This is a genomic window from Paenibacillus sp. NPDC058177 (genome assembly GCF_042883835.1).
In the GTDB taxonomy this organism is placed as follows: Bacteria; Bacillota; Bacilli; order Paenibacillales; family Paenibacillaceae; genus Paenibacillus_AQ; species Paenibacillus_AQ agri.
Genome location: NZ_JBHVVB010000001.1, coordinates 901,858 through 926,884, shown reverse-complemented (window position 1 = coordinate 926,884; position 25,027 = coordinate 901,858). Strand labels below are relative to the sequence as shown.

26 protein-coding genes, 1 pseudogene and 1 riboswitch are annotated in these 25,027 nt (G+C 47.6%); of the genes and pseudogenes, 5 read left to right on the top strand and 22 right to left on the bottom strand.

What is annotated here, in order from left to right:
• Positions 1–56: 56 nt before the first annotated feature.
• Both ACFVU8_RS04385 and ACFVU8_RS04380 read right to left on the bottom strand, forming a co-directional pair.
• Positions 57–863, bottom strand: a complete 807-nt coding sequence (locus ACFVU8_RS04385; protein WP_387425960.1) for a hypothetical protein — start codon at positions 861–863, stop codon at positions 57–59.
• A gap of 178 nt (positions 864–1,041) precedes the next feature.
• Complete coding sequence (locus tag ACFVU8_RS04380) at positions 1,042–1,794, bottom strand: SDR family NAD(P)-dependent oxidoreductase (RefSeq protein WP_387425959.1); 753 nt, start codon at positions 1,792–1,794, stop codon at positions 1,042–1,044.
• A gap of 156 nt (positions 1,795–1,950) precedes the next feature.
• On the opposite strand from ACFVU8_RS04380, the gene ACFVU8_RS04375 reads away from it, so the two are divergent.
• Positions 1,951–2,841, top strand: a complete 891-nt coding sequence (locus ACFVU8_RS04375; protein WP_387425958.1) for a LysR family transcriptional regulator — start codon at positions 1,951–1,953, stop codon at positions 2,839–2,841.
• Positions 2,842–2,945: 104 nt separating this feature from the next.
• Here the strand turns inward: ACFVU8_RS04375 and ACFVU8_RS04370 are convergent, their stop codons facing one another.
• The 6 genes from ACFVU8_RS04370 to ACFVU8_RS04345 all read right to left on the bottom strand — a co-directional run bounded on the left by ACFVU8_RS04370 (position 2,946) and on the right by ACFVU8_RS04345 (position 10,059).
• Entirely contained in the window at positions 2,946–4,406 is a 1,461-nt protein-coding gene (locus tag ACFVU8_RS04370) for a DHA2 family efflux MFS transporter permease subunit (RefSeq protein ID WP_387425957.1), read from the bottom strand.
• A gap of 211 nt (positions 4,407–4,617) precedes the next feature.
• Positions 4,618–6,096 carry an Lsa family ABC-F type ribosomal protection protein gene (locus ACFVU8_RS04365; protein ID WP_387425956.1) on the bottom strand — a complete coding sequence of 493 codons (1,479 nt, stop codon included), beginning with the start codon at positions 6,094–6,096 and terminating at the stop codon, positions 4,618–4,620.
• A 339-nt stretch (positions 6,097–6,435) separates the two neighbouring features.
• Positions 6,436–7,179 carry an ABC transporter permease gene (locus ACFVU8_RS04360; RefSeq protein ID WP_387427197.1) on the bottom strand — a complete coding sequence of 248 codons (744 nt, stop codon included), beginning with the start codon at positions 7,177–7,179 and terminating at the stop codon, positions 6,436–6,438.
• Between the two features lie 48 nt (positions 7,180–7,227).
• On the bottom strand, positions 7,228–8,022 hold the full coding sequence (locus ACFVU8_RS04355) for an ABC transporter permease (protein WP_379464721.1): 795 nt from the start codon (positions 8,020–8,022) through the stop codon (positions 7,228–7,230).
• 76 nt (positions 8,023–8,098) lie between these two features.
• Positions 8,099–9,151, bottom strand: coding sequence for an ABC transporter ATP-binding protein (locus ACFVU8_RS04350; RefSeq protein ID WP_379463963.1), 1,053 nt, complete (start codon positions 9,149–9,151; stop codon positions 8,099–8,101).
• A 125-nt stretch (positions 9,152–9,276) separates the two neighbouring features.
• The gene (locus ACFVU8_RS04345) at positions 9,277–10,059 is read right to left on the bottom strand and encodes a GTP cyclohydrolase II (protein ID WP_379463965.1); all 783 of its coding nucleotides are present in this window, start codon (positions 10,057–10,059) and stop codon (positions 9,277–9,279) included.
• A 198-nt stretch (positions 10,060–10,257) separates the two neighbouring features.
• Between ACFVU8_RS04345 and catR the strand changes: the two genes are divergently transcribed.
• Complete coding sequence (catR, locus tag ACFVU8_RS04340; protein ID WP_175370149.1) at positions 10,258–10,584, top strand: catDE operon transcriptional regulator CatR; 327 nt, start codon at positions 10,258–10,260, stop codon at positions 10,582–10,584.
• A gap of 103 nt (positions 10,585–10,687) precedes the next feature.
• Here the strand turns inward: catR and ACFVU8_RS04335 are convergent, their stop codons facing one another.
• The 4 genes from ACFVU8_RS04335 to ACFVU8_RS04320 are packed head-to-tail and all read right to left on the bottom strand — an operon-like array spanning position 10,688 to position 14,225.
• Positions 10,688–11,575 carry an ABC transporter permease subunit gene (locus ACFVU8_RS04335; protein ID WP_387425955.1) on the bottom strand — a complete coding sequence of 296 codons (888 nt, stop codon included), beginning with the start codon at positions 11,573–11,575 and terminating at the stop codon, positions 10,688–10,690.
• Positions 11,575–12,561 carry an ABC transporter ATP-binding protein gene (locus ACFVU8_RS04330; RefSeq protein ID WP_387425954.1) on the bottom strand — a complete coding sequence of 329 codons (987 nt, stop codon included), beginning with the start codon at positions 12,559–12,561 and terminating at the stop codon, positions 11,575–11,577. The genes ACFVU8_RS04335 and ACFVU8_RS04330 overlap by 1 nt, the downstream gene beginning before the upstream one ends.
• Positions 12,558–13,673 (bottom strand): hypothetical protein, encoded by a 1,116-nt coding sequence (locus ACFVU8_RS04325; protein WP_387425953.1) that lies wholly within the window; start codon positions 13,671–13,673, stop codon positions 12,558–12,560. The genes ACFVU8_RS04330 and ACFVU8_RS04325 overlap by 4 nt, the downstream gene beginning before the upstream one ends.
• A 33-nt stretch (positions 13,674–13,706) precedes the next feature.
• Positions 13,707–14,225 (bottom strand): sigma-70 family RNA polymerase sigma factor, encoded by a 519-nt coding sequence (locus ACFVU8_RS04320; RefSeq protein ID WP_387425952.1) that lies wholly within the window; start codon positions 14,223–14,225, stop codon positions 13,707–13,709.
• Positions 14,226–14,481: 256 nt separating this feature from the next.
• On the opposite strand from ACFVU8_RS04320, the gene ACFVU8_RS04315 reads away from it, so the two are divergent.
• Positions 14,482–14,694, top strand: coding sequence for a hypothetical protein (locus ACFVU8_RS04315; RefSeq protein ID WP_175370154.1), 213 nt, complete (start codon positions 14,482–14,484; stop codon positions 14,692–14,694).
• Between the two features lie 139 nt (positions 14,695–14,833).
• Here ACFVU8_RS04315 and ACFVU8_RS04310 read toward each other — a convergent pair whose 3' ends face one another.
• The 5 genes from ACFVU8_RS04310 to queF form a co-directional block, all read right to left on the bottom strand.
• A complete protein-coding gene (locus ACFVU8_RS04310) occupies positions 14,834–15,148 on the bottom strand; it encodes a hypothetical protein (protein ID WP_175370155.1) in 315 nt (104 codons plus the stop codon).
• A 410-nt stretch (positions 15,149–15,558) separates the two neighbouring features.
• Positions 15,559–16,281 (bottom strand): 7-carboxy-7-deazaguanine synthase QueE, encoded by a 723-nt coding sequence (gene queE, locus ACFVU8_RS04305; protein ID WP_387425951.1) that lies wholly within the window; start codon positions 16,279–16,281, stop codon positions 15,559–15,561.
• The gene (locus tag ACFVU8_RS04300; RefSeq protein ID WP_379463978.1) at positions 16,274–16,756 is read right to left on the bottom strand and encodes a 6-pyruvoyl trahydropterin synthase family protein; all 483 of its coding nucleotides are present in this window, start codon (positions 16,754–16,756) and stop codon (positions 16,274–16,276) included. The genes queE and ACFVU8_RS04300 overlap by 8 nt, the downstream gene beginning before the upstream one ends.
• Complete coding sequence (gene queC, locus ACFVU8_RS04295; protein ID WP_175370158.1) at positions 16,750–17,415, bottom strand: 7-cyano-7-deazaguanine synthase QueC; 666 nt, start codon at positions 17,413–17,415, stop codon at positions 16,750–16,752. Before queC ends, ACFVU8_RS04300 begins: the two co-directional genes overlap by 7 nt.
• A gap of 30 nt (positions 17,416–17,445) precedes the next feature.
• Complete coding sequence (queF, locus tag ACFVU8_RS04290) at positions 17,446–17,946, bottom strand: preQ(1) synthase (protein ID WP_379463982.1); 501 nt, start codon at positions 17,944–17,946, stop codon at positions 17,446–17,448.
• 163 nt (positions 17,947–18,109) lie between these two features.
• A riboswitch (PreQ1 riboswitch) is annotated at positions 18,110–18,153 on the bottom strand.
• 211 nt (positions 18,154–18,364) lie between these two features.
• Here queF and ymzB point away from each other — a divergent pair.
• Entirely contained in the window at positions 18,365–18,700 is a 336-nt protein-coding gene (gene ymzB / locus ACFVU8_RS04285) for a protein YmzB (RefSeq protein WP_379463984.1), read from the top strand.
• A 116-nt stretch (positions 18,701–18,816) separates the two neighbouring features.
• Here the strand turns inward: ymzB and murB are convergent, their stop codons facing one another.
• Positions 18,817–19,728, bottom strand: a complete 912-nt coding sequence (gene murB / locus ACFVU8_RS04280; RefSeq protein ID WP_387425950.1) for a UDP-N-acetylmuramate dehydrogenase — start codon at positions 19,726–19,728, stop codon at positions 18,817–18,819.
• A gap of 120 nt (positions 19,729–19,848) precedes the next feature.
• Here murB and ACFVU8_RS04275 point away from each other — a divergent pair, with 120 nt between their 5' ends.
• Positions 19,849–20,367: an NAD(P)H-dependent oxidoreductase gene (locus ACFVU8_RS04275; RefSeq protein WP_175370162.1), complete on the top strand. Its 519-nt coding sequence runs from the start codon at positions 19,849–19,851 to the stop codon at positions 20,365–20,367.
• Positions 20,368–20,509: 142 nt separating this feature from the next.
• Here ACFVU8_RS04275 and ACFVU8_RS04270 read toward each other — a convergent pair whose 3' ends face one another.
• From ACFVU8_RS04270 to ACFVU8_RS04255, 4 genes and pseudogenes are all read right to left on the bottom strand, one after another.
• A complete protein-coding gene (locus ACFVU8_RS04270) occupies positions 20,510–21,316 on the bottom strand; it encodes an ABC transporter ATP-binding protein (RefSeq protein WP_379463990.1) in 807 nt (268 codons plus the stop codon).
• A 60-nt stretch (positions 21,317–21,376) separates the two neighbouring features.
• Positions 21,377–22,404, bottom strand: a pseudogene (locus ACFVU8_RS04265) (FecCD family ABC transporter permease).
• Positions 22,401–23,441, bottom strand: a complete 1,041-nt coding sequence (locus tag ACFVU8_RS04260; RefSeq protein ID WP_387427195.1) for a FecCD family ABC transporter permease — start codon at positions 23,439–23,441, stop codon at positions 22,401–22,403. The pseudogene ACFVU8_RS04265 and the gene ACFVU8_RS04260 overlap by 4 nt, the downstream one beginning before the upstream one ends.
• Before the next feature lie 152 nt (positions 23,442–23,593).
• Positions 23,594–24,607, bottom strand: coding sequence for an iron-hydroxamate ABC transporter substrate-binding protein (locus ACFVU8_RS04255; RefSeq protein WP_387425949.1), 1,014 nt, complete (start codon positions 24,605–24,607; stop codon positions 23,594–23,596).
• Positions 24,608–25,027: the final 420 nt, after the last annotated feature.

The window sequence follows — 25,027 nt, the reverse complement described above, 5'->3', positions numbered from 1 at the left end:
CTTTTTTAATATGCAAGTGACTAGTTGTCTGACGATGCTCGGGGATACACAAAGAGTTATGCATTCAGCAACCGCCCAATACGCTCCACTTCCTGGCTGAATTTTTTAGCAAGTCTTGCTTTGCCGAGATTGGATTTTACAATCTTTTGTATTCGTTTGTCCTCTGACCCAGCAAATTTGGCCAACAGCGCGAAACCAGCTTCGGGGGCCCGCTCTACAAACAGGCTGACCGCATACTCCAATCCTTTGGATAATACCCGATAATCTTCTGTGTTATGGTTCATTTGGCCGGCAGTAATCTCATCTAGAATTTGTTCGGATAATTTTAAGGCATACAGTACGTGGGAGGATTCTTTCAGAAGAGGCGGATGGGCCAATGTCGCAACAAAGGCACGTTTCTCCAGCGGATTGGCCTGGAGACCGATGGAATCAAACAGAGATTGGATGACATTGAATTCTTTTTCTCCGATCCGTTGGAGTGCCATAGCTGCCGCTTCGCGCATTCGCCATCTGACATCATTCATAGCCGCTTGGCATTTTTCGAGGATGATCTGCTTTCTAGAAAGCTCTGCATAATAGTAATAGGCCCCCATCGCCTGCAGCGCACAGAAAGGTAGATATTCACAGGGATTATTGGTAGGCGCATCCGTAGCAGTGATGTTTACCCACTTCAAGATAAGGGTCCAAGCGTCGCTAGTGACCACACTAGATTCAAAAGCATTCGCAAACGTAGCAGCGATCTCCAGATTCGCACGTGGTCCCGGCAAATTGGATTCGCCCAACAACATCTCTTCAAGTTCAGTGAATCTGTTGGCATCCTGAAGATCATCATAGAATCTATTCTTTGTCACTTTACTGTTCATACTACCCCTCCCGCATTGTAAAATAGCCTATTTCATCCAATATATGTCCTATTCTATAGGAATCATTAGCATGGGAAAGGAGGTTTCTCATAGTCTCTTCACGATAAAAGTGTTCAAAAACCCAGCTATTTAGCCAAGGTTCATGAACACTTTTTAGGCATTACATTTTCAATTCAATTTACAAGCGACACCCCCCGCCGTCCACCATCAACGTCTGACCCGTAATATAATTGGAATCATCGCTGGCAAAGAAAACAACAGCGCGTCCGATATCGTCCTCTACATCTCCTACTCTTCGCATCGGAATCTTGGATAACGTTTCTTCAAAATGCTCCGGCATATGCTGCGCCCACTGTTGAACACCTGGAGAATTAGCAAATGGACAGATCACGTTGACTTTGATGCCGTGTGGTCCAAATTCATTGGCTACGACACGGGACAATCCCCGAACAGCTTCTTTGGAGGCGGCATAGGCAGCTTGGTTCAAGTCTCCATTAATTCCCGCTCCGGAAGCAAAGTTAATGATGTGCCCTTGAGTTTCCTTTAAATAAGGAAAAGCTTGCTGCATAAGAAAGAACGTGGGGAAGAATCCGGTTTTGAACGGCAGCTCCAGGTCAGCTGGAGTGATCTCCATGAAAGGCTTCACGCGCGAAGCTTGGGCATTGTTAACCAGGATATCCAGCTGTCCAAAGACATCGATCGTCCGACTGACAATTCTCGAATGTGTACTGAAATCTGCCAGATCGGCATGAATGAAAATAGACTCCGGCCCAAGCAGCTTCAGATCCTCAATGGCTTGATTACCAGTCTCTTCGTTGTAGTCCACGATTACAACCTTTGCCCCTTCTTTTACAAAAGCTTTGGCAATTCCATTCCCTACGCCTGACGCCCCGCCCGTAATAATCGCTACCTTATTCTCTAGTTTTCTCATGTTATCACCTCAGGTTTTTTTGTTATTGCTTGATGCATAGACAAAGTATAGTGATAACCATTGACTGGACATAGAGCGGATAATTTGTCGATTAACAAGTAAAACAGTATAATTCCATAATAAGCGTACAGAACCAGCACACAAGGAGATCATATTATGGAGCTTCAGCAGCTTAAATACTTTGTCGAGGTAGCCAATCAATTGCATTTTGGGCGTGCTGCCGAACGATTGCATGCTTCTCAGCAGTCCGTCAGCCATCAAATCGCACAGTTGGAAAGTGAGCTTGGCGTTCAACTATTCAAGCGCACTACACGCAAGGTCGAGCTGACACAGTCTGGGGAAGCGCTGCTTGAGCAGGTTCATCTTGTCTTCAAGCATTTGCAGCGGGGAATTGACGAAGCCGTACGGGCAGAGCATGGCCGCAGAGGCCGGCTTACGATCGGTTATTTTGGCATTATGCTCTACAGCATTTTACCAAGCGCCGTTCGGCTGTACCGGGAACGTTATCCCGAGGTTGAGATTGTTATGCAGGAGCTGCCCTCTCACCAATTGGAGGAAAAGCTTCTTCAAGGCGAAATTGATGTCGGTTTTTCTGTGTATCTTAACGATAAACATAGCGAGCTGAGTATGAATTGGCTTCCATTTTCAACAGAGTCCATTGTCTTTGCCCTGCCGAAGCATCATCCCTTAGCCACGAAAAAAGAGCTTTCCCTGGCCGATTTAGAAAAAGAGCCCTTTGTTATGCTGAACCGGAACGATTCACCCGTGTTGTTCGATATTTTCGTCCTCTTCTGCCGTCAGACCGGCTTCAGTCCGAATATAGTACAGGAAGCTGCCAGTGATCAGGCCGTTATTGGGTTAGTAGCCGCTGGTGTGGGTACTGCTCTGGTGCTGGGTTGTATGAGTAGACTGTTTGAAAATGATATTACTTATGTTCCAATGGCGGAGTCGATGTTTAACATTCAGCTCGCGATTTGTTGGCTCCACAGCAACGAGACGGCACAGGTAGAACATTTCGCAGAAGTCGTAAGAAGCTTTATTCCTTGAATGCTGATCATAGAAAAGCAAACAAAAAAGAATCCCGCCGATTCCACGAATGGCAGGGATTCTTTCTTATTTATGCCGCAATCATTTTTCTTAGGCGCTGCTTCTTATCCATTGGATGCACTCTCTTCCGGCGCCTTCGTCCGTTTAACAAAAAGACCTAGCACGAGTGCAACGAGACAGATGTAAAAAGCAACCTGAAATGCGCCCTGCATACCTGATACCAATCCCTTAGTGGCTTCCTCAAGTCCTGTTGGATTGGCGGACGACTCCAAATACCGCTTGGTTCCATTTGAGAAAATACTGATGAACAGCGCTGTCCCGACGGCACCTGATACCTGCTGCAGTGTATTCATAATAGCGGTTCCGTGCGGATATAAATTTCTTGGCAGCTGATTCAGTCCTGTCGTCTGCGCCGGCATCATAATCATGGAAATACCAATCATCAGAATGACATGCAGCGTGATTAATGTTCCTTTGGACGTCTCTAAATCCATGCCTGTAATGAGAAAGAGTGAAATTGCCGTGATGATGAGACCTGGTACGATAAGCACTTTAGGGCCAAATTTATCAAAGAGCTTGCCGGAGATCGGCGACATAATCCCGTTGACAATACCGCCTGGCATGAGTGTCAACCCAGCGGCGAATGCTGTCATTAGCAATGCTTTTTGCATGTATAGCGGTAATATGATCGTCGTCGAAAATAAGGTCATCGTCATCACAAGCATGAGCACAGTCGTTAGTGCGAACATCGGATATTTGAATACCCGCATGTCCATCATCGGCTCTTTGACGACCAGTTGACGCCAGACGAACAGCAAGATGGACACCCCACCTGCGGCTATGGTCCAGATCACCTCATGCTCCGACCATGAGACCTCCCCTGCCTTGCTAAAGCCATATACAATCCCGCCAAAGCCTATGGTGGATAGCAGAATAGACAGGAAATCCACCTTTGGTTTAGTTATATCCGATACATTCTTCAAATAAATAAAGCCAAAAACAAGCGATACCACAACTAGCGGAATGACCAGGAAAAATAACCAATGCCAAGACAAAGAGTCAATAATGAGTCCGGATAAAGTGGGACCGATAGCTGGACCGAACATAAGCACGAGCCCAATCATCCCCATAGCCGCTCCCCGGTTATCCGGCGGATAAATAATCAGGATCGTATTCATCATCACCGGAATTAAGAGTCCTGTACCCGCAGCCTGTACAATTCGCCCAATGAGGAGAAGCTCAAAGGAACCAGAGAATCCGCAGATTATAGTGCCGACCAGAAAAAGCATCATGGCAGATAAGAACATCTGGCGCGTGCTAAACCATTGCTGCAGCAATGCCGTTACGGGCACCAAAATGCCAATAACCAACATATAGACCGTTGACAGCCATTGTATGGTCGAGGTTTCTACATTGAACTGCTTCATTAAATCCGGAAAAGCGATGCCGATTAGCGTCTCATTCAAAATCGCTACAAAAGCACCGATGATCAGAGCCGTAATGATCGGTCCACGTTTAATCGTGCTTAAATCTACTTTGGATGATGTGTTGCTTCCTGTGATCATCTTTTTGCCCCCTTACACTGTATTTGTTGGGATTACATACAAAGTATAAGGAGTATTATTAACTTGAAAAAGAATGTATATTTTGTTGATTAACAATTTAAATTGTATAATCCAAAGAATCTGCTCACCTGATTTCCGTGAAAATGTACATCACCGCACGAAAAAAAGCCGCGATATTCGCGGCTTTAAGCTCATTCCCTTTTGCATCTTATCACAGTTCAATTACTTTAGTGGCAATATTGTTGCAGAACTCACTATCATGCTCTACAAAAAGAATCGTCGGTGCGTATTCATTCAGCAGCTCTTCAATCTGCATCCGGGAAATCACATCAATAAAATTAAGCGGCTCGTCCCAAATATGCAGATGGACCTTCTCACATAGACTTTTGGCAATCAGCACTTTTTTCTTTTGTCCGCCGCTGTAATCCTCAATGTTCTTTTCGAATTGCACTCTGGAGAAATCCAATTTTCTAAGAATCGCTTTGAACAGGCTCTCATCTATGTCATTCCGCCTCGCGTAATCTGTCAAATTACCCTCTAGATGTGAGGTATCCTGGGATACATAGGAGATCTTAAGCTGGCTTCCTTTTCTAAAAGTACCGGTATAACTAAGCTCCTCCCCGCAAATCAATTTGATAATGCTCGATTTACCGGAACCGTTCTTCCCTGAAAGCGCGATCCGTTCGCCCTGCTCAATGGTGAAACTGACATCCTCACACACCGTCTTCTCCCCATATTGGATCGAGACTCCAATCAGCTCGGCAAGCTGGTTTTTGTGATAAGCCAGCTGTGAGATCTTCAGATTTTCGGAGCTTTCAATATTTTTGAGCAGCTTGGAACGGTCGTCAATGGACGTCTGCTGTCTTTGCTCAATACCTTTAGAGCGTTTCATCATTTTGGCCGCCTTATGGCCTACGTATCCTTTGTCTAACTTGGAGCCGGAATTGCGGGTACCATTTTTCGATTTTTCCACTTTATCCGACCAGTCACTAGTTCGTTTAGCCGCTTCCGACAAACGCCGGATATCTTTCCGCAGATGCTCGTTCTCAGCCAGCTCTGATTGATCCTGACGCTGTTTGTTCTCCCACCAATCCGAGAAATTTCCTTTTTGAATCTCGATGTTGGTCTTGTTGATTGAGAGAATGTGATCCACGCAGTGATCCAGAAAGGACCGGTCGTGCGACACGAGGATAAATCCGCTTTTGCTGTTCAGATAGTCGCTAACGAGCCGCCTTGCCTTCATGTCTAAATGGTTGGTTGGCTCATCGATGAGCAGGAAGCTATCCTCTTTGAGGAATAAAGCAGCCAGCAACACCTTGGTTTGTTCCCCGTTTGATAAGGAATCAAAGGGTCTGTATAACACATCCTCAGATACCTCCAGCAATGTAAGCTCACGCATCAACTCCCAATGCTGATAATCCGGGTAAATTTCCTCTACGACATCTATCGTATGGTACTCCTTGTGCTCAACGTGGAACGGAAAATAATCAAAGCTGACCTTAGCAGAAATCTGACCGCTATATTCGTATTTACCGAGCAAAAGGTTCATAAAGGTCGTCTTCCCTCTGCCGTTCCTGCCCGTAAATCCTAACTTCCAATCACTATCGAGCTGAAAGCTTACATTCTCAAATATATTATCGTAGCTGCCCTCATGGGCAAACGTGAGGTTCATAACATTAATCAATGACATACAACCATCTCCTTGTGTAAAAAAATAAGAGCTACAAGAAAGTTACTTTCTCGTAGCTCAAATAAACACAACAAATCTAACCCCTTGAGGGCATAGATAAGGAGATATTGTTTGAGTGAAAAGAATACGTAACTTTCTTGCATCACAAATAAAACATGCGAAAAATCATCGCTTTTTTTGTTTTATCGCTTCGCAAGAATTCTACATATTCCTTTCAACCCCTGTCATCAATAATTAGGGTAATTTTAACATGCATGTCGTTAAATTTCAACTTTCAAATTCGTTTCCTCTGCAAATTTCCCTTTAGCGAGCTCTTTTCGATAAGAATCGGCTGCTTTTTTACGAGCCTGCACCTTTATAACGTCTTACCCCATAGTTCCAAGCCATCAGTCCGATGCCCAGGAATACCAGGCCAACAACAGGCGTCAATAACGCCATATTCTTCATTTCGTCACGCTGCAGGAAAAGCGCCGCTGGGTAGATACCCACAAACGCAAACGGGATAATCCAGGTGAGCAGCACCTGAATTGCCCGGTTATAGATCGTCACCGGATAGCGACCATACGACTGAATGTTGTACATCAGCGGGAGAATCCCGGTCGGTGCATCCGAGTAGAATGATAACGAAGTCAAAGCCGTATAGATGCCTGTATAGATCGCTACCGCGCTTAGTGTAAAGAGGATCAGCACCGGTATCGTCCACCACTCAAACGGAAGGGCAAGATTGGACCCGCTGATCCCCATGATGATGAGACCGATGAAGGAGCCCACGAGTGCCGGCGGATCTATATTTTCCAGAAAAATCTGGAACAGGTTATGCGCCGGACGCGTCAGAATACGGTCCATCTCACCCTTAACGATATAACGCTCACTGAAGCCCCACATGTTCACAAAACAACTGAACACGCCGAAAGGCACCATAAAGAAGCCGTAGACGAACACCACTTCGTTCTGATTCCAGCCGCCAAGGCTGTTGGTATGCATGAATATAACAAGAATGAAAATAAAGTTCGTTGCCTGAAACAACAAATCCGAAATGACCTCTACCCAAAAGTCGGCACGGTAGGTCAGCCGGGTCTTCATATAATTTTTAAGATACTCTATGACTAATCCAAAGTAATACAAACTTCCTCAACCTCCCTGCACGAACAGACGCTTCCGCGCCGCATGGTATAGCCAGACAATCGGAATGAGCAGCAGCAGGAACCAGAGAACCTGAATTCCTAGCACATTCCATATTCCAACGCCCTGTACCCGTCCCGTGAACACGGAACCCGGCAGGTACGTGATTGCCTGAAACGGCAACACCTCAAGCACGGAGGACATCCAGCCCGGAAAGAGGCTGATTGGTACGATAAGACCCGAGAACAGATCGACGACAACACGTTTCATCCGCATCATGCCCTCATTATTTTCCACGAAGAAGGCCAAGAGACCGGTGATTATGTTGATCTGTGAGTTGATCAGGAAGCTAAAGAACAGCATGACCAAGAATCCGATCCAAGCAGACGGGGCAGTCGGCAGATTTACCGGGAACAGCAGCATGGCAATGGCCATACCTGGGATCATGAACAGCATAAACCGGAAGAGTCCCTCTCCGAGTCCCTGCATCATTTTGACCAGTATATAGTTATAAGGCCGTATGAATTGGATTGCGATACTACCATCCCGTATATCTGTCGAGATTTCCCTATCCAGATTGTTAAAGTAAAACGCACGCGCCATCCAGGAAACCGCAACATAGGTGGTCATCTGAGCAGCCGTAAAGCCGCCAAGTGCCTGTCCGTCGCCGTAGATTGCTTTCCAGGTAAAATAGTTGACCCCAATATTCAGTGTATAGATTAGGATCCCTGAGTAGTAATTCACCCGGTAAGCCAGCATCGTTAGAAAACGAATGCGAATGAAATCGAAATAGGCACCGAGCAGCAGCTTGCGGCTGTTGCCCCCGGAGTCAGGCCTGCGGGTGGAACCACCCGGAGATGAAGATGCCACACCGAGCATTTTAGACATGTACAACCTCTTTCCCGTCCTGCTCGGCCCGCGCTTCTTCCGGTTTCTCGGCAGAGCCAGATTGGTAGATGCTGCGTACGATATCGTCCGTGTTCGTCTCGATGATCTTAATATCCGTGATGTCAGCCTGTCCGACCACGCGGCCCAGCACATCAGATACGTTCAAGTCCAGCGGAATCCATGCTTTGGCATTCAGGTCATTCTCCGCAGACCAGGTCACCGGCATGCCGTCCGTCCAATGGTTAAGCTGTCCAAGCTTGGTGGCCGTTCCGAATTGGAAGAGCACTTCCCGGCCGGTCCCCCAGCGCTGCTTCAGCTCTTCCAGTCCTCCGTCATAAATGATCCTTCCGTCATCAAGCATAATGACACGTGAGCATAGTGCTTCAATATCCTGCAAGTCATGTGTTGTGAGGAGAATGGTCGTGCCATGCTCACGGTTCATATCCTTGAGGAAGTCGCGAATTTCCGATTTCACTACAATATCCAGTCCGATTGTTGGCTCGTCGAGGAACAAGATCGAAGGATTATGCAGCAGCGCCGCCACAAGCTCGCAGCGCATCCGTTGACCCAGGCTGAGCTTGCGCACCGGACGATTCAACAGTTCTTGGAGCGCAAGCCGTTCCACCAGCTCGTCCAGCCGCTTCTTGAAGTCAGCTTCCGATACACGATATACCTTGCGCAGCAGCTGAAAGGATTCAATAACGCCGATATCCCACCATAGCTGGCTGCGCTGTCCGAATACAACGCCGATATTACGAACGAACTTCTCCCGTTCTTCATACGGCACATAACCACCAACCGAAAGTACGCCGGAGGTCGGCACAAGAATGCCGGTCAGCATCTTGATGGTTGTCGATTTCCCGGCTCCATTCTCTCCGATGTACCCGCAGATTTCTCCTTCGGGAATCGTGAAAGAGATGTCCTTGACCGCAGTGACTTCGGTGTATTCCCTTTTAAACAAATCAGCGAAGGCCCCTTTGAGGCCCTCGCGGTTTTTCTGGACTTTAAATGTCTTTCTTAAGTCCTGCACTTGAATGGCAGCCATATTATACCTCGCTAAGCTAAGAGTTGAATGAACAGATTAATATTATAATGCACAACGCGGAAAAGCACTAGCCAAAATAAGCGGCTTCCAGTTTGTGTGTGGAAGCCGCTTAAAAGATACAATTATTAAACGATTCTAATATTGTCGCGTAGCTCGCCATTAGTATCATCGTTTAGGTGACCTGAACGGGTAACCTTGGTACGCAGATACTTCTCATTGAAGGAGGAAACATCGCCCCAAAGCGGTACTCTTTTCACAACATTCATTCCCGCTGTCTTCAATGCATCCAGCTTTCTAGGGTTGTTGGTAATCAAAGTGACTGGTTTGTGGCGCAGGTGCTGCAGCACGCTGATCGCATCGGAGTAGTTCCGGGAATCATCTGCAAAGCCCAGCTCCAGATTAGCCTCTACCGTATCGTATCCTTCTTCCTGTAAAATATAAGCCATCGCCTTGCTGAACAGGCCAATGCCTCTTCCTTCATGATTGGCGAGATAGAACAAGGCGCCTGAGCCATGCTCTACGATCATTTTCATGGATTGATGCAACTGGAAGCCGCAATCGCAACGCTTGCTACCAAAGATATCCCCGGTATGGCAGATGCTGTGCATACGGATCAGCGCATCCTCAGAACCTTCAAAGTCGCCGTAGACCAGTACGCTCGACTGTTGACCTTCGGCAAGATTCAGAGATGATAAACGTTTAATCAGGGCTGCTGTAGCTTCCGGACTGTCTTCTTGAAGCAGTTCTTCATCGGTAACTTTCAACCAGTTATACCATTTAAAAGTCACCGTCTCCCCGTCCAGATTGACTGGCAGAGTAATCGGGCCTACCAATATATTGGTGGACTCATCCATTGTAATCTTCTTAATTTTTTTTTGCAGAATAGAAATGATATCAGGTTTAATCATGAGTACACCTTCCTTGAGTTCATTTATAGGTTATGTTTGTTAAACAGAATATTGCTGCAATTAGGCTGCGCTAAACAAGTAACTATTTGTAAGTTAGTTTATCATTGTAATATAACTTCGTCAAGTTATAATATATATTTTAATATTTATAATTACTTAATGTAAGTTTGTGATATAATGAATGCAGAGGTGATGCCAATGAATGATTTCGACATGTGTCCGCGCTTCGAGAAAGCCGTTGATCTATTGAGCAAACGGTGGGTGGCCCTGATTGCTTTCGTACTCATCCCAGGCCCTCGTCGATTTGGCGAAATTGAGAGCTGTCTTTCGAACCTCAGCGGTAAAGTCTTGTCCGACCGTCTGAAGGAAATGGAGAATGAGGGAATTATCGAACGCAAAGTCTATCCGGAGATGCCGGTACGAATCGAGTATTCGCTTACGGACAAAGGTCATGCGCTAGCCCCGATCCTTGGGGAAATCAGCAATTGGTCTTCAGACTGGATTGAGCTTGGTGTAAAGATTTGATTCCCCGCGGCAAGCAAAAGCGCCCTTTCTGACTTCCCATCTATGCGGAAGCCAAAAAGGGCTGCTTTTGTTATTGGAAGGATTTCCTGCGTATTGCGTGCGCTCACAGATCCTTGCGCCCAAATATCCACAGACCCAGCAGAAATGCGACTATGGTATATCCGGCTCCATACATAACGAAAGTGCCTGATGGAACATTGGCAAAACTGTTGATTCCGAAGGCAGCGGTTTGCAGCGAAACCACACCACCCAGTTCTTTCAAATTGAATAGCTCGGATAGCATCTTACGCTGCATTCCGTCTACCGGCATGAGCAGTGAAATGACTCCGGTCATATTTTTCAGCGAATTCATAATTTCAGGCTCCAGACCAATCGAGGTCGACAGCTTCTCAATCATTCCCCCTAGCCAGCCCGCCCCGTATAGCATGGTCATAAATACACCATTCCCCAAAGCTGAGAACCAGCCCGATCCCAACATAGATACCGTCACCAGCATGGGAACTGCTGATGCAAACAATAGAAACGACAGGATCCACGCGGTAGGGTCCATTGGTATTGCAGCATGAAATTTCGTGATCAGCATAATGGCAACATACAAGAGTAGGGCATAACCCAGACCCAGCGTAATAAACCCCAGCCAGCGACCCAGATACCATTTCCAGCGCGGGAGCGGCCGAGGCAACAACGCTTGCAGCACCCCTTGCTCCGCTTCTCCGGCTATAGCAGAAAACGAACTGAAAATGGCCAGAAATGCTAGCACAAATGAGCCGAAGAAAAATCCTAGCGTCAATATAATTGTACCATTGGTAAATTTGGCGATCAGCAATTCCGAATTGCCCATTCCCCATCTCCCCTCGGGAATCCCATGTTTACCTAAGCTGGATGCCACAAACCAAAAAGCCAACAAAAAGATGAGGGTCATTAGCAACGTTAATACCATGACTCGCTTACGCAGCATTTCTTTCCATGTCATCCCCATAATGATGCCCATTATCGCTCACCCCGATGGTTCAGCCCCGACAGGGCGTTCACGAACCATTCTTCCAGACGTTCTTTTTTACGTGAAACTTCATATAAGGTCATCCCCTGCTCCATAATCAGCGAATTTAACCAGCCTACCTGCTCCTCACTATCTAGCTCTGCTTCCAGCCAGACCACACTGCTGTCTTCTGCTTGTGCTGGTGAAAAGGCGTTTGCGTCTCTCTTCACGTCGATGGCCACTTTGATGACAAGTCCGGTTCTCTCTTCCAGCCAAGACAGCAAAAAAGGCGAATAACCGCCAACTTTAAAAAGCCAGCTCATTCGCTTATGAAGCACCTCGGATACACTGCCGTGCCGCAGAATAACGCCGTTATTCAGCAGCGCCATTCGGTCACACAGCATTTCAACATCCTCCAGCAGGTGGGAGTTGAGAAATATAGTCTTCCCCTGATTCTTGAGCTTCTTCAGGATAATGCGCACTTCGCTGCGTCCAATTGGGTCCATGGCCGAGGAAGGCTCGTCCAAAAAGACAATTGCGGGGTCAGCCACTAGCGCACACGCTAATCCCAGCCGCTGCTGCATCCCCTTGGAATAATGCTTGACCTTGTCCCGGCTTCGGATACCAATCCCGACTTCTTCCAGAACCTCACGAACTCTCCGCTCTATGGAAGAGGACTCTACTCGGCTGAGCCGGGCATGCAGCTTGACCACTTCTTGTCCAGTCAGCCACTCCTGATAACGGTACAATTCCGGCAAATACCCGATCAGTGACTTGGCTTCCATTGTACCGATTCTGTGTCCCATTAGAGAGGCGCTACCGCTCGTCGGTGAAATCAGCCCCACGAGCATTTTGACAAAGGTGCTCTTGCCCGCCCCGTTGGGGCCGAGGAAGCCGAAGGCTTCCCCTTTCCCTACAGTGATTGTGACATTTTGGCAGCCACGACCGTTGTCATACGTTTTGCTAAGTCCCTGGGTTTCGATCGCGGCAACACTCATGATTGGATCAACTCCTGCAGTTTAGCCATCAATTTCTCTTTACTATTGAATGTGTTCCCTCCATTAAAGTTGAACAACTGCCCGTCCTTCACCCAAACGGCACTGTAATTCTTATAATCCTTGCCCATATCGGTCGTTTGCAGCATAACCGTTACACCAGCTACCTGAACTTGTTCGCTACTGTCGTTAACAAATACCGGCATCGGAATTTCACCTGACAAGATTCCTGTTTGCTGCAGACTGCTCTTTAGGCTTTCAGGGAGTAGCGGGAAGTTGAGCACGGCCTCCAGCGCTTCCTCTACTTTAATAGAAGGATCTACCGTCAATATTGGTGTCTTCATCTGCTGCAAGCTTGCCCAATCATTTTTATTCTCTGCAAGATTGTAATTTACAATCTCAGGGATATGCAGCGTAATTGGCTTACCGTCCACCGATTCAGGCAGCAGCTTTACCGCTCCTAATCGTTTCATGACTTCGTTTGTTTTTTCAACATTCAGACTAAGCTTAATCTCCTGCGAAGATGAAACAAACAGCTGTCCATGGTTATTCCGGAGTGCAGCGCTCAAGGGAGAATAACCTAAGGACTCCTGTATTTGCGCCGGGGACATGTCTCCCGAAACCATGCCAGGCGTGCTCTGGAATGATCCAAAATCATTGACAGCTTCATGGATGTTATCTCTGTCGGTGAGCTGGTAGAACATATTACGCAAGTCATCCTCATTGACAGCTGTAACTGTCTCCATGCGGAACTGGTTCAGGAGCGAGGCCATGGCCGTGTTGCCGACAGGGGTCGCTAATACTACAGCAAGAGCAGCCACGCCGGCTACTGCCGCCGCCCATTTGCTGCGACGGGTCATTTTCCAGCGGCGTAATGGCACATTATTGTGAGTAGAGCTATCCGAATACGTGGCCCTCTCCTCTTGCGGCATTTCTCCAACCGTTATTTCAGACTTCATGCTTATTACAGGACCCCCTTCTTCTTTCTCTGAAGTCAGTCCCCATTCATTCCAGCGGGGATTTATTGCCTCTCCAGCAAGGGTGGCTTGCAATCTGGCCCATGCCTCATCCGTTGCTTGTTTCTCTCTATCGTTGTTCAGGGGAAGTTTCGTCATCGGTTTCACCCTCCTTTAATTTAAAAGATTTCTTTAATCGATTTGTGGCTGGGATTTGGTTGCCGTCTTCCTCAATCTTGTCGTAGCCCGGTTAAGCAACGTACCAACTACGGGTGCCTTCACCCCTAGCTCACCGGCGATTTCTGCATAACTGTAGCCCGAGTATTTCAGGAGCAGTACCTGCCGGTCACGTTCCGGCAGTTCATCCAGCCATTCCCGTACATCCTCCTGGTCCAGCTTACGAAGCACTGCGTCTTCACCCGTCGGGGGTGCAGGTTCACTGCCTAAGAACAATTCTTGCTTGTCCTGTAATCGGCGTTCCCTGGCCTTCTTGGTCATGTAGTCATATCCGATCCGAGTAAGCACCCTATGGAGCCATGCGCCAAGGGCTGCAGGATCATCCGGTGGATTGCGGTACAGCCTCAGGAACACATCCTGTGCCAAATCGTCCGCAGCCGCTTCATCTCTGATCAGCGCCACCAATTTACGTCTTACAATGGGATAGTGTTCATAAAATATATTTTGAAATATTTCTGATTCCGGAATATTCATTTTGTTTATACCTCCTTATCCGCTGCAGCTATAAGTAAGACGACTAACAGCTATTTTTTGTATCAGAAGGATTAGAAAAAAATCATTTTTATCTTAACACATGCAAAAAGACAGCTCCTTTTAAAGAGCTGTCTTTTACTTTTCCCAGTTTAATGCTGGAATAAGCTAGAAATCTTCACAATTTGCTATTGAATTATCTAGTAAAATATAGTAATTTTAAGTAGGCAAGTAAACCAAATTGAGAGGCGGAATTAAAATGGAAAAAATGTGTATGGAAATGATGATGAGCATGTGTATGGAGGACATGATGGCTAAGATGAACACCATGAAGATGTGCATGGAGAAGATGTCTGAAATGAACATGATGGACATGGATATGGACATGATGATGAAGAAAATGCAAGACTGCGATGAAATGATGACAATGTGCATGACCATGATGCGTGAAGGAATGCAAATGTCTAAGTAATTCCATTGTCTGATTTATTTTTCTTAATCAAGTGAATCCCCAAAATTCACTTTACAAGAAGACCATCAAGTCTTGGCAGAGCAGACAACTGCATGCCATTTTTTTATGTTCACCTATTACTCTCGTATCTCTTCCTCTGCTATCTAATACCGATATATTTACTCTGAATCCGCTTCGCTAATCTAATCCGTTCCAGCTTTAGCTCCCAGATCTTCTCTTTCAGCGAATTCTGATCCTCTGTAGGTTCATTCTCACGCAGCTTGTTGAACAACTCCACCAATACTGCATTCACATCGTCAAATTGTACCCACAATTCCCGGACACTTTCTTCTCTTTGCTTCTGAGCGGAAGCTGCGGGAAGGTTCTTCAATCGCTCAATGATGTCAGCCTGCCACTGTCCATCGTTAATCGCTTTGGCGTAATTTAAAAGATCCAGATAATCATCGACTGACATGTGTACCGACTCCTTACTCTCTGTATACCAAGTATTATACTCGGTATTAAGGAAAATGCAATGCCTTATCCATAAAAAATTGTAAAATCTTCTTTTCTACATAAGACGAACTTAAGATCCTAACGTAAGGCTCGGTCGTCACTACGGTGGAATGTTTGGACTTCCGGCCGCTGTTGTCTCCAGATTTCTTTCCATTGTACCGCTGTTTGCGGTTGAAATCCGAAGACAGCTTAGGCTTCCGACGCGAGCTTTCCTGCGGAAAGCTTTTAGGCGGTCGCTACCGCTCCTACAGTTCCAAACTTCCCCCTTCGTTCCTTCTCACTTTTTGTTTTAATTTCTTTTATTCGTCTTATGTAAAAAAGACCGGCCCCTCCACACGGAAGAAACCGGACCTCACTTCAATGAATCTATTACTTGCCTTGTTTATTATGCCAAATTAAGGCATGTAATTGTGGCAATACCCGCACCCGGTTCAATGCAGGATCGGCGATCACCTTGTTGAACAGCCATTCCAGGCGCCTTAGCAGCCTTCCCGAGATGTCGCCAGCCTCCTTAACATCGTCGTTACCCGGCTGCAAGAAGAGCTGTACATCCTCATACCGCCGATGAACCGATTTGGCATACTCCAAATCTTCCTCTCCAAAGACCACGACCTTCAGATTATGTGTCGCGCGTCCATGCTCCCTCATGTTCCGCAGAATATGGTCCAGTACTTCCCAATCGGTCTTCATCCCCGAGCTTGGCGGCTTCGGACTGATGGTTAGGACATCCACATCATAGAACCAATCCTGCCAGCGGCTCCCTTGGGTTTCGATAGCGATCTGAATGCCTTTTCTATGAAGAAGATCGATGAAATGCTTCATCCCCTCACCGATCAACGCCGGGTTGCCCCCAGAAATCGTTACACTGTCAAAATTGCCGTCAGCCAGAGCCATCAGCTCTTCTACAATCGTTTCCGGTTCCAGCAGGCGGAGCTTGTCTTTAGCTGACCCATCCCAGGTAAAAGCCGAGTCACACCAGCTACAGCGGTAATCACAACCGTAAGTGCGTACGAACATCGTTTTCACCCCAATAACTGCACCCTCGCCCTGAATGGTAGGGCCAAAGATCTCGATGACCGGCAGCTTACTCACAGTCACACCCCCCATAAAGGCGGTAAGACGGACCTTCTATCGGAATATCTTCCGCCAATACTTCCGCCCATGACGTTGGTGTTTCCCAGAGCTTCACAGAGTACAACGGCAGCCCTGCTTTCTTCAACTCATAGGCCGCGTAGGATGACAAATTCTCGGCTGTCGTGCGGAATGAGAGTTGTGCAACCTTAGAGCCAGAGCTGTACAGCGACTCAAGTACAGGTTCATTGCCTGTAGCGAGAAAAGCATGATCCAGACGATCAATCAGTACCTCCTGCACCCTCGCCTTGATGTCGCTAAAATCAACGACGAAGCCTTCGTCAGAATGCCCCTCCTGCACGGAAGGAACACCTTTCAGCACAACCTCCAGCTTGTAGGTATGGCCGTGAAGATTGCTGCATTTCCCCTTATGACCGATAAGCTGGTGGGCAGCGTCAAAGGTGAAGATTTTGCATACCGAAACCTCGTTCAGCATGAGTCACCCTTCTTTCGCTCCCCTTCGTACTGCGTCAGCCCACGGCTGCGCAAGAGGCACGCGGGACAAGTCCCGCAGCCACTCCCAATGATCCCGTTGTAACAGGTCAGCGTGCGCTCACGAATATAATCAAAGTGGCCCAGATCGTCGGCCATTTTCCAGGTTTCTTTTTTATCCAGCCACATCAGCGGCGTATGAATCACGAATTCGTAGTCCATCGACAGATTCAGCGTCACATTCAGCGATTTCACGAACACATCACGGCAGTCCGGATATCCGCTGAAATCAGTCTGACAGACCCCTGTTACAATATGGTGGTAGCCAAGCTGCTTGGCAAGAATTGCCGCAAACGACAGGAACAACAGATTACGCCCATCCACAAAAGTACTTGGGAGCTCATTCTCTGCTCCTTCTTCAATAGCGATATCTTCCCGTGTTAATGCGTTGGGTGCCAGCTGATTCAGCAGTCCCAGATCAAGAATATGTTGCTTTACTTTAAAATCGGCGGCAATCTGCTGTGCTACTTCAATCTCAGCGGCATGCCGCTGATTATAATTGAACGTGACCACTTGGACCTCATCATAGTGTTGAAGCGCCCAGATCAGACAGGTCGTGCTGTCCTGGCCGCCGCTAAAGACGACCAATGCTTTTTTATTCATCTTCGAAATCTCCTTTTTTACAAAATAGGGTTAGCGGTTATCCACTTTTTCCGGGTAAAGGTCATGATTCATGAGACGGTGTTCTGCCATTGCCTCATACTTCGTTCCCGGACGTCCCCAGTTGCAATAAGGGTCAATCGAAATGCCGCCCCGCGGGGTGAATTTCCCCCATACTTCAATATAACGCGGGTCCATTAGGCTGATGAGATCATTCATAATGATATTGACGCAGTCCTCATGGAAATCCCCATGATTGCGGAAACTGAACAAATACAGCTTCAGCGATTTGGATTCCACCATTCTTTGCTCCGGGATGTACGAGATGTACAGTGTTGCAAAATCCGGCTGGCCCGTAACGGGGCACAGACTGGTGAATTCCGGGCAATTGAACTTGACGAAATAATCGCGTCCCGGATGCTTGTTATCGAACGATTCCAGCACCTCTGGCGCATAGCCAAAATGGTATTGCGTTCCCTGATTGCCCAGCAGTGTAACTTCCTTCATTTCATCTTTCAATCTTCCTTCAGACATGACAAAAAATCCCTCTCTTTTCCTTCGGCCTGCGCCGGAATTGGAAAGAAGAACGAGATTTCGAAAACTTGGCTCTACTAAGAATAAACGAGTTCTGACCCATGGACAGAGTTATCCCGTTTATACGCGGAACATCATTCGCTATGGCATCTGACGTCCCTTAAGGGTCTTAGTTTTTTATAGAGGGAGTTTGCGAACCTCTCCTGCGCACAATGACGCAGACTTCTTCTTTAACTGATATCGTGCGTCTTGAACTATACCATGGGGTATGCGGGATGACAAGTGTAAAAATAATGATTAATAATATTAATTATAAATGTGATAAATTTATTTTCCACCGCAAAAATGACGGATTCATTTTTGGCGAACAGGGTAACTTATAGCCTATAGATCATCTTCTAAAGGATGGGATCAGGTTATGGAACAGCAGGTACAACAGCTCTCGGATTGGCTGAATACACAGGTGAACCAGACGATTCTAATTGAGAAGCAAGAGCTTTCGGATACGGACACCATTCATTTCAAGCTGGAAGGCGTCGATTACCGTGATGCGGATGATGTCATTGATGATTATCTGGATAGTGCGCTAATTCTTAGAGGTTCGGGAAGCACGCTGAACAGAGATGGCGAATTGGTGCGCTTGCCCCAGGCGAACTACGAAATTGCAGTCAGCGGGCTGCGGCTGAATCGTTCCGATGCAGAGGCTGCAGAGGTGAAGACAGACCGTGCCCATTACACTTTGTCTAAAGAATGATACCTCAGGCTTCGTAATACCCATGTGATCTGTAACAGGATAACACCGTTTGTTATGAAAAGATGACTAAAGAGGCTGCGGATAAAAGCCCGCAGCCTCTTGCCAGTCCATATCTACTACTCTTCACCGATGATCTCCACTTCGGTTTCCAGCTCTACGCCAAATTTATCCATCACGGTTTCTCTGACATGTTGAATCAGACCGATATAGTCGCTAGCCGTGGCATGATCTGCATTTACGATAAATCCAGCGTGTTTACGGGACACCTCGGCACCGCCGATACGGGTTCCCTGGAGTCCGCTTTCCTGAATTAACTGGCCGGCAAACCGTCCTGGAGGACGCTTGAAAACACTACCACAAGACGGGTATTCCAGTGGCTGCTTCGATTCCCGGAGAAACGTCAATTCATCCATAACGGACTTGATGGCTGCAGCTTCCCCCGGCTTAAGAGCAAACCGTGCCTCCAGAACAACGTATTCACCGCTGGAGAAAATGCTCTTCCGGTATCCCCATTGCATTTGGTCACCTTGAAGCGTTATTAGTTCGCCAGCCTTGTTCAAGACAACGGCGCTGTGGAGTACATCCTTGACCTCACCACCGTAGGCTCCTGCGTTCATGTAAAGAGCGCCCCCTACTGTACCAGGGATACCACAAGCAAATTCCAGGCCCGCCAATTCCTGATCCAGCGCATAACGCGATACATCAATGATTTTGGCGCCACACTCTGCATACAACAGTCCATCCCGCACTTCCATGCCCGTCAGGTCTGAGGTTTGTAGCACAATACCGCGTACTCCTCCGTCGCGGATAATGACATTAGAGCCATTGCCAAGTACCGTCAGCGGAATACGCTGTTCACTCGCATATGTAACAATTTTCTGAATTTCTTCATAAGTAGCGGGAGCTGCCAGAATATCTGCCCGTCCCCCCATTTTGGTGAATACCCGGTCCTTTAATTCTTCATGACTTTTAACGACGCCTGCTGTGACAATGGCTTGCAGATCGTCCTGAACTTTGCTGATATTCATATTGCATACCCCTTTGATGGAATAGAAATAAACCCGCTTGACGGGACACAAACTTGTAACTATAATGATTACAGGTTAAACATTAAAAATTTATTTTCATTATGGAAAGGAAGTTAACTCATGTCAACTTTAGTTATCGTCGCGCACCCCAACCTTGAACAATCCAAGATCAATAAATACTGGCAGGAATACCTCAAGGCCAATACTGATGTTACCGTACACAATCTTTATGAGACTTACCCTTCAGAGGTTATCGATGTAGAGCGTGAACAGAAGCTGGTGGAACAGCATGACCGTATCGTGCTTCAATATCCCTTTTATTGGTACAGCACACCGCCACTTTTGAAAAAATGGTTCGATTCCGTGCTTACCTACGGCTGGGCTTATGGCGAGAACGGCAACAAGCTGCATGGCAAGGAATTGCAGATTGCATTGTCCACCGGCGGTCCTAAGGAAGCGTATACCCCAACCGGCTATAACAAATTCAGTCTGGAAGAGCTGCTTAGACCTATTGAAGCTACTTCCAATCTCATTGGCACAAAACTGCAGCCTTACTTCATTCTCAGTGGCGCAATGACCATCACGGATGAAGAGATTCATGCTTCTGCAATACAATATGCCAAACTTATCACTACCTAAGAATATAGGGTAGATGATCAGGCAACCACAACTTTAACAACGAACAGGCTCCCTTGTCAATGACGGGAGCCTGTTCTTCTATACATATATTGATATTATGGATAATTTTATGACGATATAACCAATTTCCCTTGATGGCTTGCTACAGTCCAACAGCTTTGTAAGCTGCAAGTTCATATGGGAGGCACAGCGGCACGCCCGTGCGCGGATCAGGCACGATATCGCACTCGATTCCGAATACTTCACGCAAGACCGGTGTGGTCATTACCTCGGCAGGTGCACCTTCACTAATCACTGTGCCGGACTTGATCGCCACCATATGCTGCGCGTAACGGGAAGCATGGTTCAAGTCATGGACTACCATGATGATGGTACGGCCCTTCTCTTCATTCAGCTTTTGCAGCAATTGCAGCACTTCCAGTTGATGTGCCATATCAAGGAACGTTGTAGGTTCATCCAAGAACAGAATATCCGTCTCTTGCGCCAATGCCATAGCAATCCAAGCACGCTGACGTTGTCCCCCGGAGAGACGATCAATCGGGCGGTCATGGAAGTCCGACATCCCCGTCTCAGCGATCGCATTAGAGATAATTTGGCGGTCTTCCGGTGTTAATGTACCGAAGCCCTTCTGATGGGGATAACGACCGTAACTTACCAATTCAGCTACAGTAAGTCCGTCTGGTGCTGTTGGGTTCTGTGGCAAAATCGCTAACTGACGGGCCACTTCTTTGGTGGAGAGGTTATGAATGGATTTGCCGTCCAGCATTACACTGCCGCTCTTCGGCTTCATGATCCGGGCCATCGTCTTTAGAATCGTCGACTTTCCGGAGCCGTTAGCCCCGACAAGCGCCGTAATTTTCCCTGTTGGAAGCGTCAGGTTCAGTCCCTTAACTATAGTGGCTTCCGAGTACCCGATGCTTAGCTGTTCTGTATTCAAACGTTCTGACATGATCTTCACTCCCTGTAGTTTTTCGGGGTATGCCCGTTAATATTGGATTTGTAGAATAAATTAAGCTCTTGATTTGGCGAGCAAATATAAAAAATAGGGTGCGCCGATTACAGCCACTACGACGCCTGCCGGCACTTCCGCCGGCTGCATGATCCAGCGGCCGATCGTATCGGCGGCCAGTAGCAATAGTCCGCCTGTTAGAGCAGCGGCCGGCAGCAGCACCTGATGCCGCGGTCCCACCAGCCTGCGGGCCAGATGGGGTGCAATCAGACCAACGAAGCCGATGCCGCCGCTGACAGCCACGCAGGAGCCTGCAAGGGCTACCGCAGCCGCGAGCAGCAGCAAGCGTTCACGCTCCACTGGAGCGCCAAGCCCGGTGGACATCTGGTCGCCCAGATTCATTACATTCAGCACTCGGGCTTTATAGAACGCGAACGGCAGAAGAACGACAATCCACGGCAGCAGCGCCAGTACAAAGCGCCAATCGCCACCCCAGATCTTCCCGGCCATCCAGGTGGCCACGAATTGATAATTCTTGGGATCAAGTCTCAGCGCCAACACAATCTGGTAAGCGTTGATGCCTGCGGCAACCGCGATCCCGATCAGCACAAGCCTTGCCGGGGACAGCCCTTCCCGGCGAAAAGCCAGGATGTAGATTAGCGCGGCTGTAAGACCGGCGCCCAGCAAGGCTAGCAGCGGAAGCACGTAGATCGGCGCCGCCGTTGTAGCTGGAAAGAAATAAACAAGATGACCGCAAAACCGGCACCTGCGGTGACCCCTAAGGTAGAAGGTTCAGCTAATGCATTGCGCGACAAGCTTTGCAGTATACAGCCGGAGACTGCAAAGCCCGCCCCGACTAGCAGCGAAATCACGATACGAGGCAACCGGAAATCAAACAGGATTAGCTTCTGTTGATGATTTCCTTGTCCGCCGATCGTATGCAGAACCTCCAGCGGTGAGAGACGCATAAAGCCTGTATTCATGCTGATGACGAACACAGTGGCGATAAGAAAACCGAGCAGTGACAGAACCGTGATGTTCCTTGTTCGTCTCTGCTTCTCATAAGTACTGAGGATGGGCTTACTCATGACAGCGCCCCCTTCCGTCTGCTCGCCAGATAAATAAAGAACGGTACACCAAGCAGCGAGATTAGAGCGCCGATCGGCGTCTCATAAGGTGCATTCAGGAGTCTGGCTCCAATATCTGCAAAGATCAGCAGCAGACTGCCGAGTACAGCTGAACAAGGAATGACCCAGCGGTAATCAATGCCAACCAGGTAACGTGTAATATGAGGAATCAGCAGACCGACAAAAGCAATCGGACCTACAGCCGAAACCGCTGTTCCGGCAAGCACCACAACTGTGAGCATGCCTCCGGCCTGCACCAGCCTTGTATTTTGTCCAAGTCCTGCTGCCACCTCGCTGCCGAGGCTAAGCAGTGTAATGGAACGAGACATCATCATTGCCACGATAAGGGCAACGAGGATTGGCGGTGCCATAATCTTAAGCTGACCCCATGTCGTTCCGGCGACCCCGCCGGCCAGCCAGAACGTTAGATCCTGAGACAGGTGGAACAGGATCGCTACTCCCTGGCTGACAGCGAGCAAGAGCGCACTTACTGCAGCTCCGGCAAGTGTAAGACGAATGGGTGTTAATCCATTGCGGGAGAGGGAGCCAATCCCGAACACAAGCAAGGCCGCTAACGCTGCGCCGATAAAACAAAACAGCATAATCAAAGTGAAAGGCATCGAAGGTGTAAAAGCAAACGCTAAGGCCAGCGCAGCTGTCGCTCCGGCATTCAGACCAAGCAGGCCTGAATCCGCTAACGGGTTACGGGTCATCCCCTGCATCATAGCTCCAGCTACGGCAAAGCAGGCTCCAACCAGTGCCCCGGCGAGGGAACGCGGGATGCGCAGCTCCCATATCACCTGATGCTGTCGTATGTCAGGATTAAAATGAAATACTGCTTCCCATACTGTCGATAGTTTAATATCCGCAGCACCTACTGAGATCGAGAGCGCCAGTCCGAACAGAATACCTCCCAGACCAATGATCAGAATGAGGATAGCCGCTGCCGGTCGCGAAGTAATCGGAAGATCAGGAGCCCTTAACTTGGTGCTATTTATCTAATCTGAATCCTGGGATGAAACCATTCAATAACTTGTCTCCTTATTGAGTAATAACAAGAATCATTCTCATTATCGCAAATATATGAAATATGTACAATATCCCGATGAGGACATCTACAAAAATTGCGGTGGATCATATGAAAAACTTATTATTTAACGAGAAACTTCAATACATCGTCAATGGTTTTGGAATCTGCAGTAGCTCCGCTATACAACCAGGTGCTGTTGGAACTCAGCTCATAGACATGTCCCGCTTTGACTGCAGGGATACTTTTCCAGGTCGCGCTATTCAAAATTTCCGAATTGTCCGATTTGTCACTGTTCACCAGGAAGATATGATCAGCTTTCAGTTCAGAGAGCTTCTCCAAAGAGATCGGATTCCACGTCGCTCTCTGATCTGCCGGAATTTCCGTCACCAGGTTTGGTGAAGCAAGTCCCAGATCCTTATACAACACTTCCCCACTGGCACGTGTCTCATCTACTAGGTAGAAATTCTTTTGCACCAGCCACAAAGCAGCAGCTGACTGTCCGCCGGCAACACTGGCAAGCTTCTCTTTAGCTTCTGCGGCTTTCTGATCATAATCTTTGATCGCTTGCGCGGCTTCTGCACCCTTGCCGAGCAAATCACCAATAGTCGTCAAGGCTTTGCGCCAGTCTTTGTTCACGGCATCGCCAAGCACATACGTAGGTGCGATTTTGTTATATTGATCATACAGGCCGTTCTGAACCGCAGATTCCGAATCCACGATGATAAGATCCGGCGCAAAGCTAGTCACCGCTTCAAGCGGAAGATCATAGCTGATTGTCGGAACCTCTTTTAATTCTGGAGACAGATACTCCTGTATTCCGTTTGGAACCGACCACTGTGCTACAGGTGTAACTCCTAGTGTAACGAGGTGATCTTCAAGATAGGAAGCAAGCACACGCTGCGGATTGGCTGGAATGCTGACCTGATGACCCATAGCATCTGTTACCGTCTTCGCTTCCCCTTGATTCGGAGCTGCAGTAGCTTGAGCAGAAGGAGCAGCCGTTGATCCAGCAGCGCTATTAGCCGCGTTCCCGGCATTGTTATTGCCACAAGCAGACAAGATCACCATGAGGGCCGCTAGACCCGCCATCGCCAGCTTTGTACTGCCTGATATATTTCTTTTTAATGCAAACATTCAAAATCCCCCTTGTATCTGCTTCCATTCCTATTCTATATAAGACGAACTTAAGATCCGAACGTAAGGCTCGGTCGTCACTTCGGTGGAATGTTTGGACTTCCGGCCGCTGTTGTCTCCAGATTTCATCTGAATAACCGCTTTTGCGGTTGAAATCCGGACACCAGCTTAGGCTTCCGATGCGAGCTTTCCTTCGGAAAGCTTTTAGGCGAGCGCTTTCGCTCCTACAGTTCCAACCTTCCCCCTTCGTTCCTTCTCGCTTTTTGTTACTTTCTTTTGTTCGGCTTATATAGATCATTACCTCTTATCTTAACTCTTTTAAATGATATTGATTCTCATTATCTATGTCAACATAAATATTAAAAATTCTACAGGGTTCGCGCCTGTTTGACACAAACAAAACGAATGGAAATAAAAAAA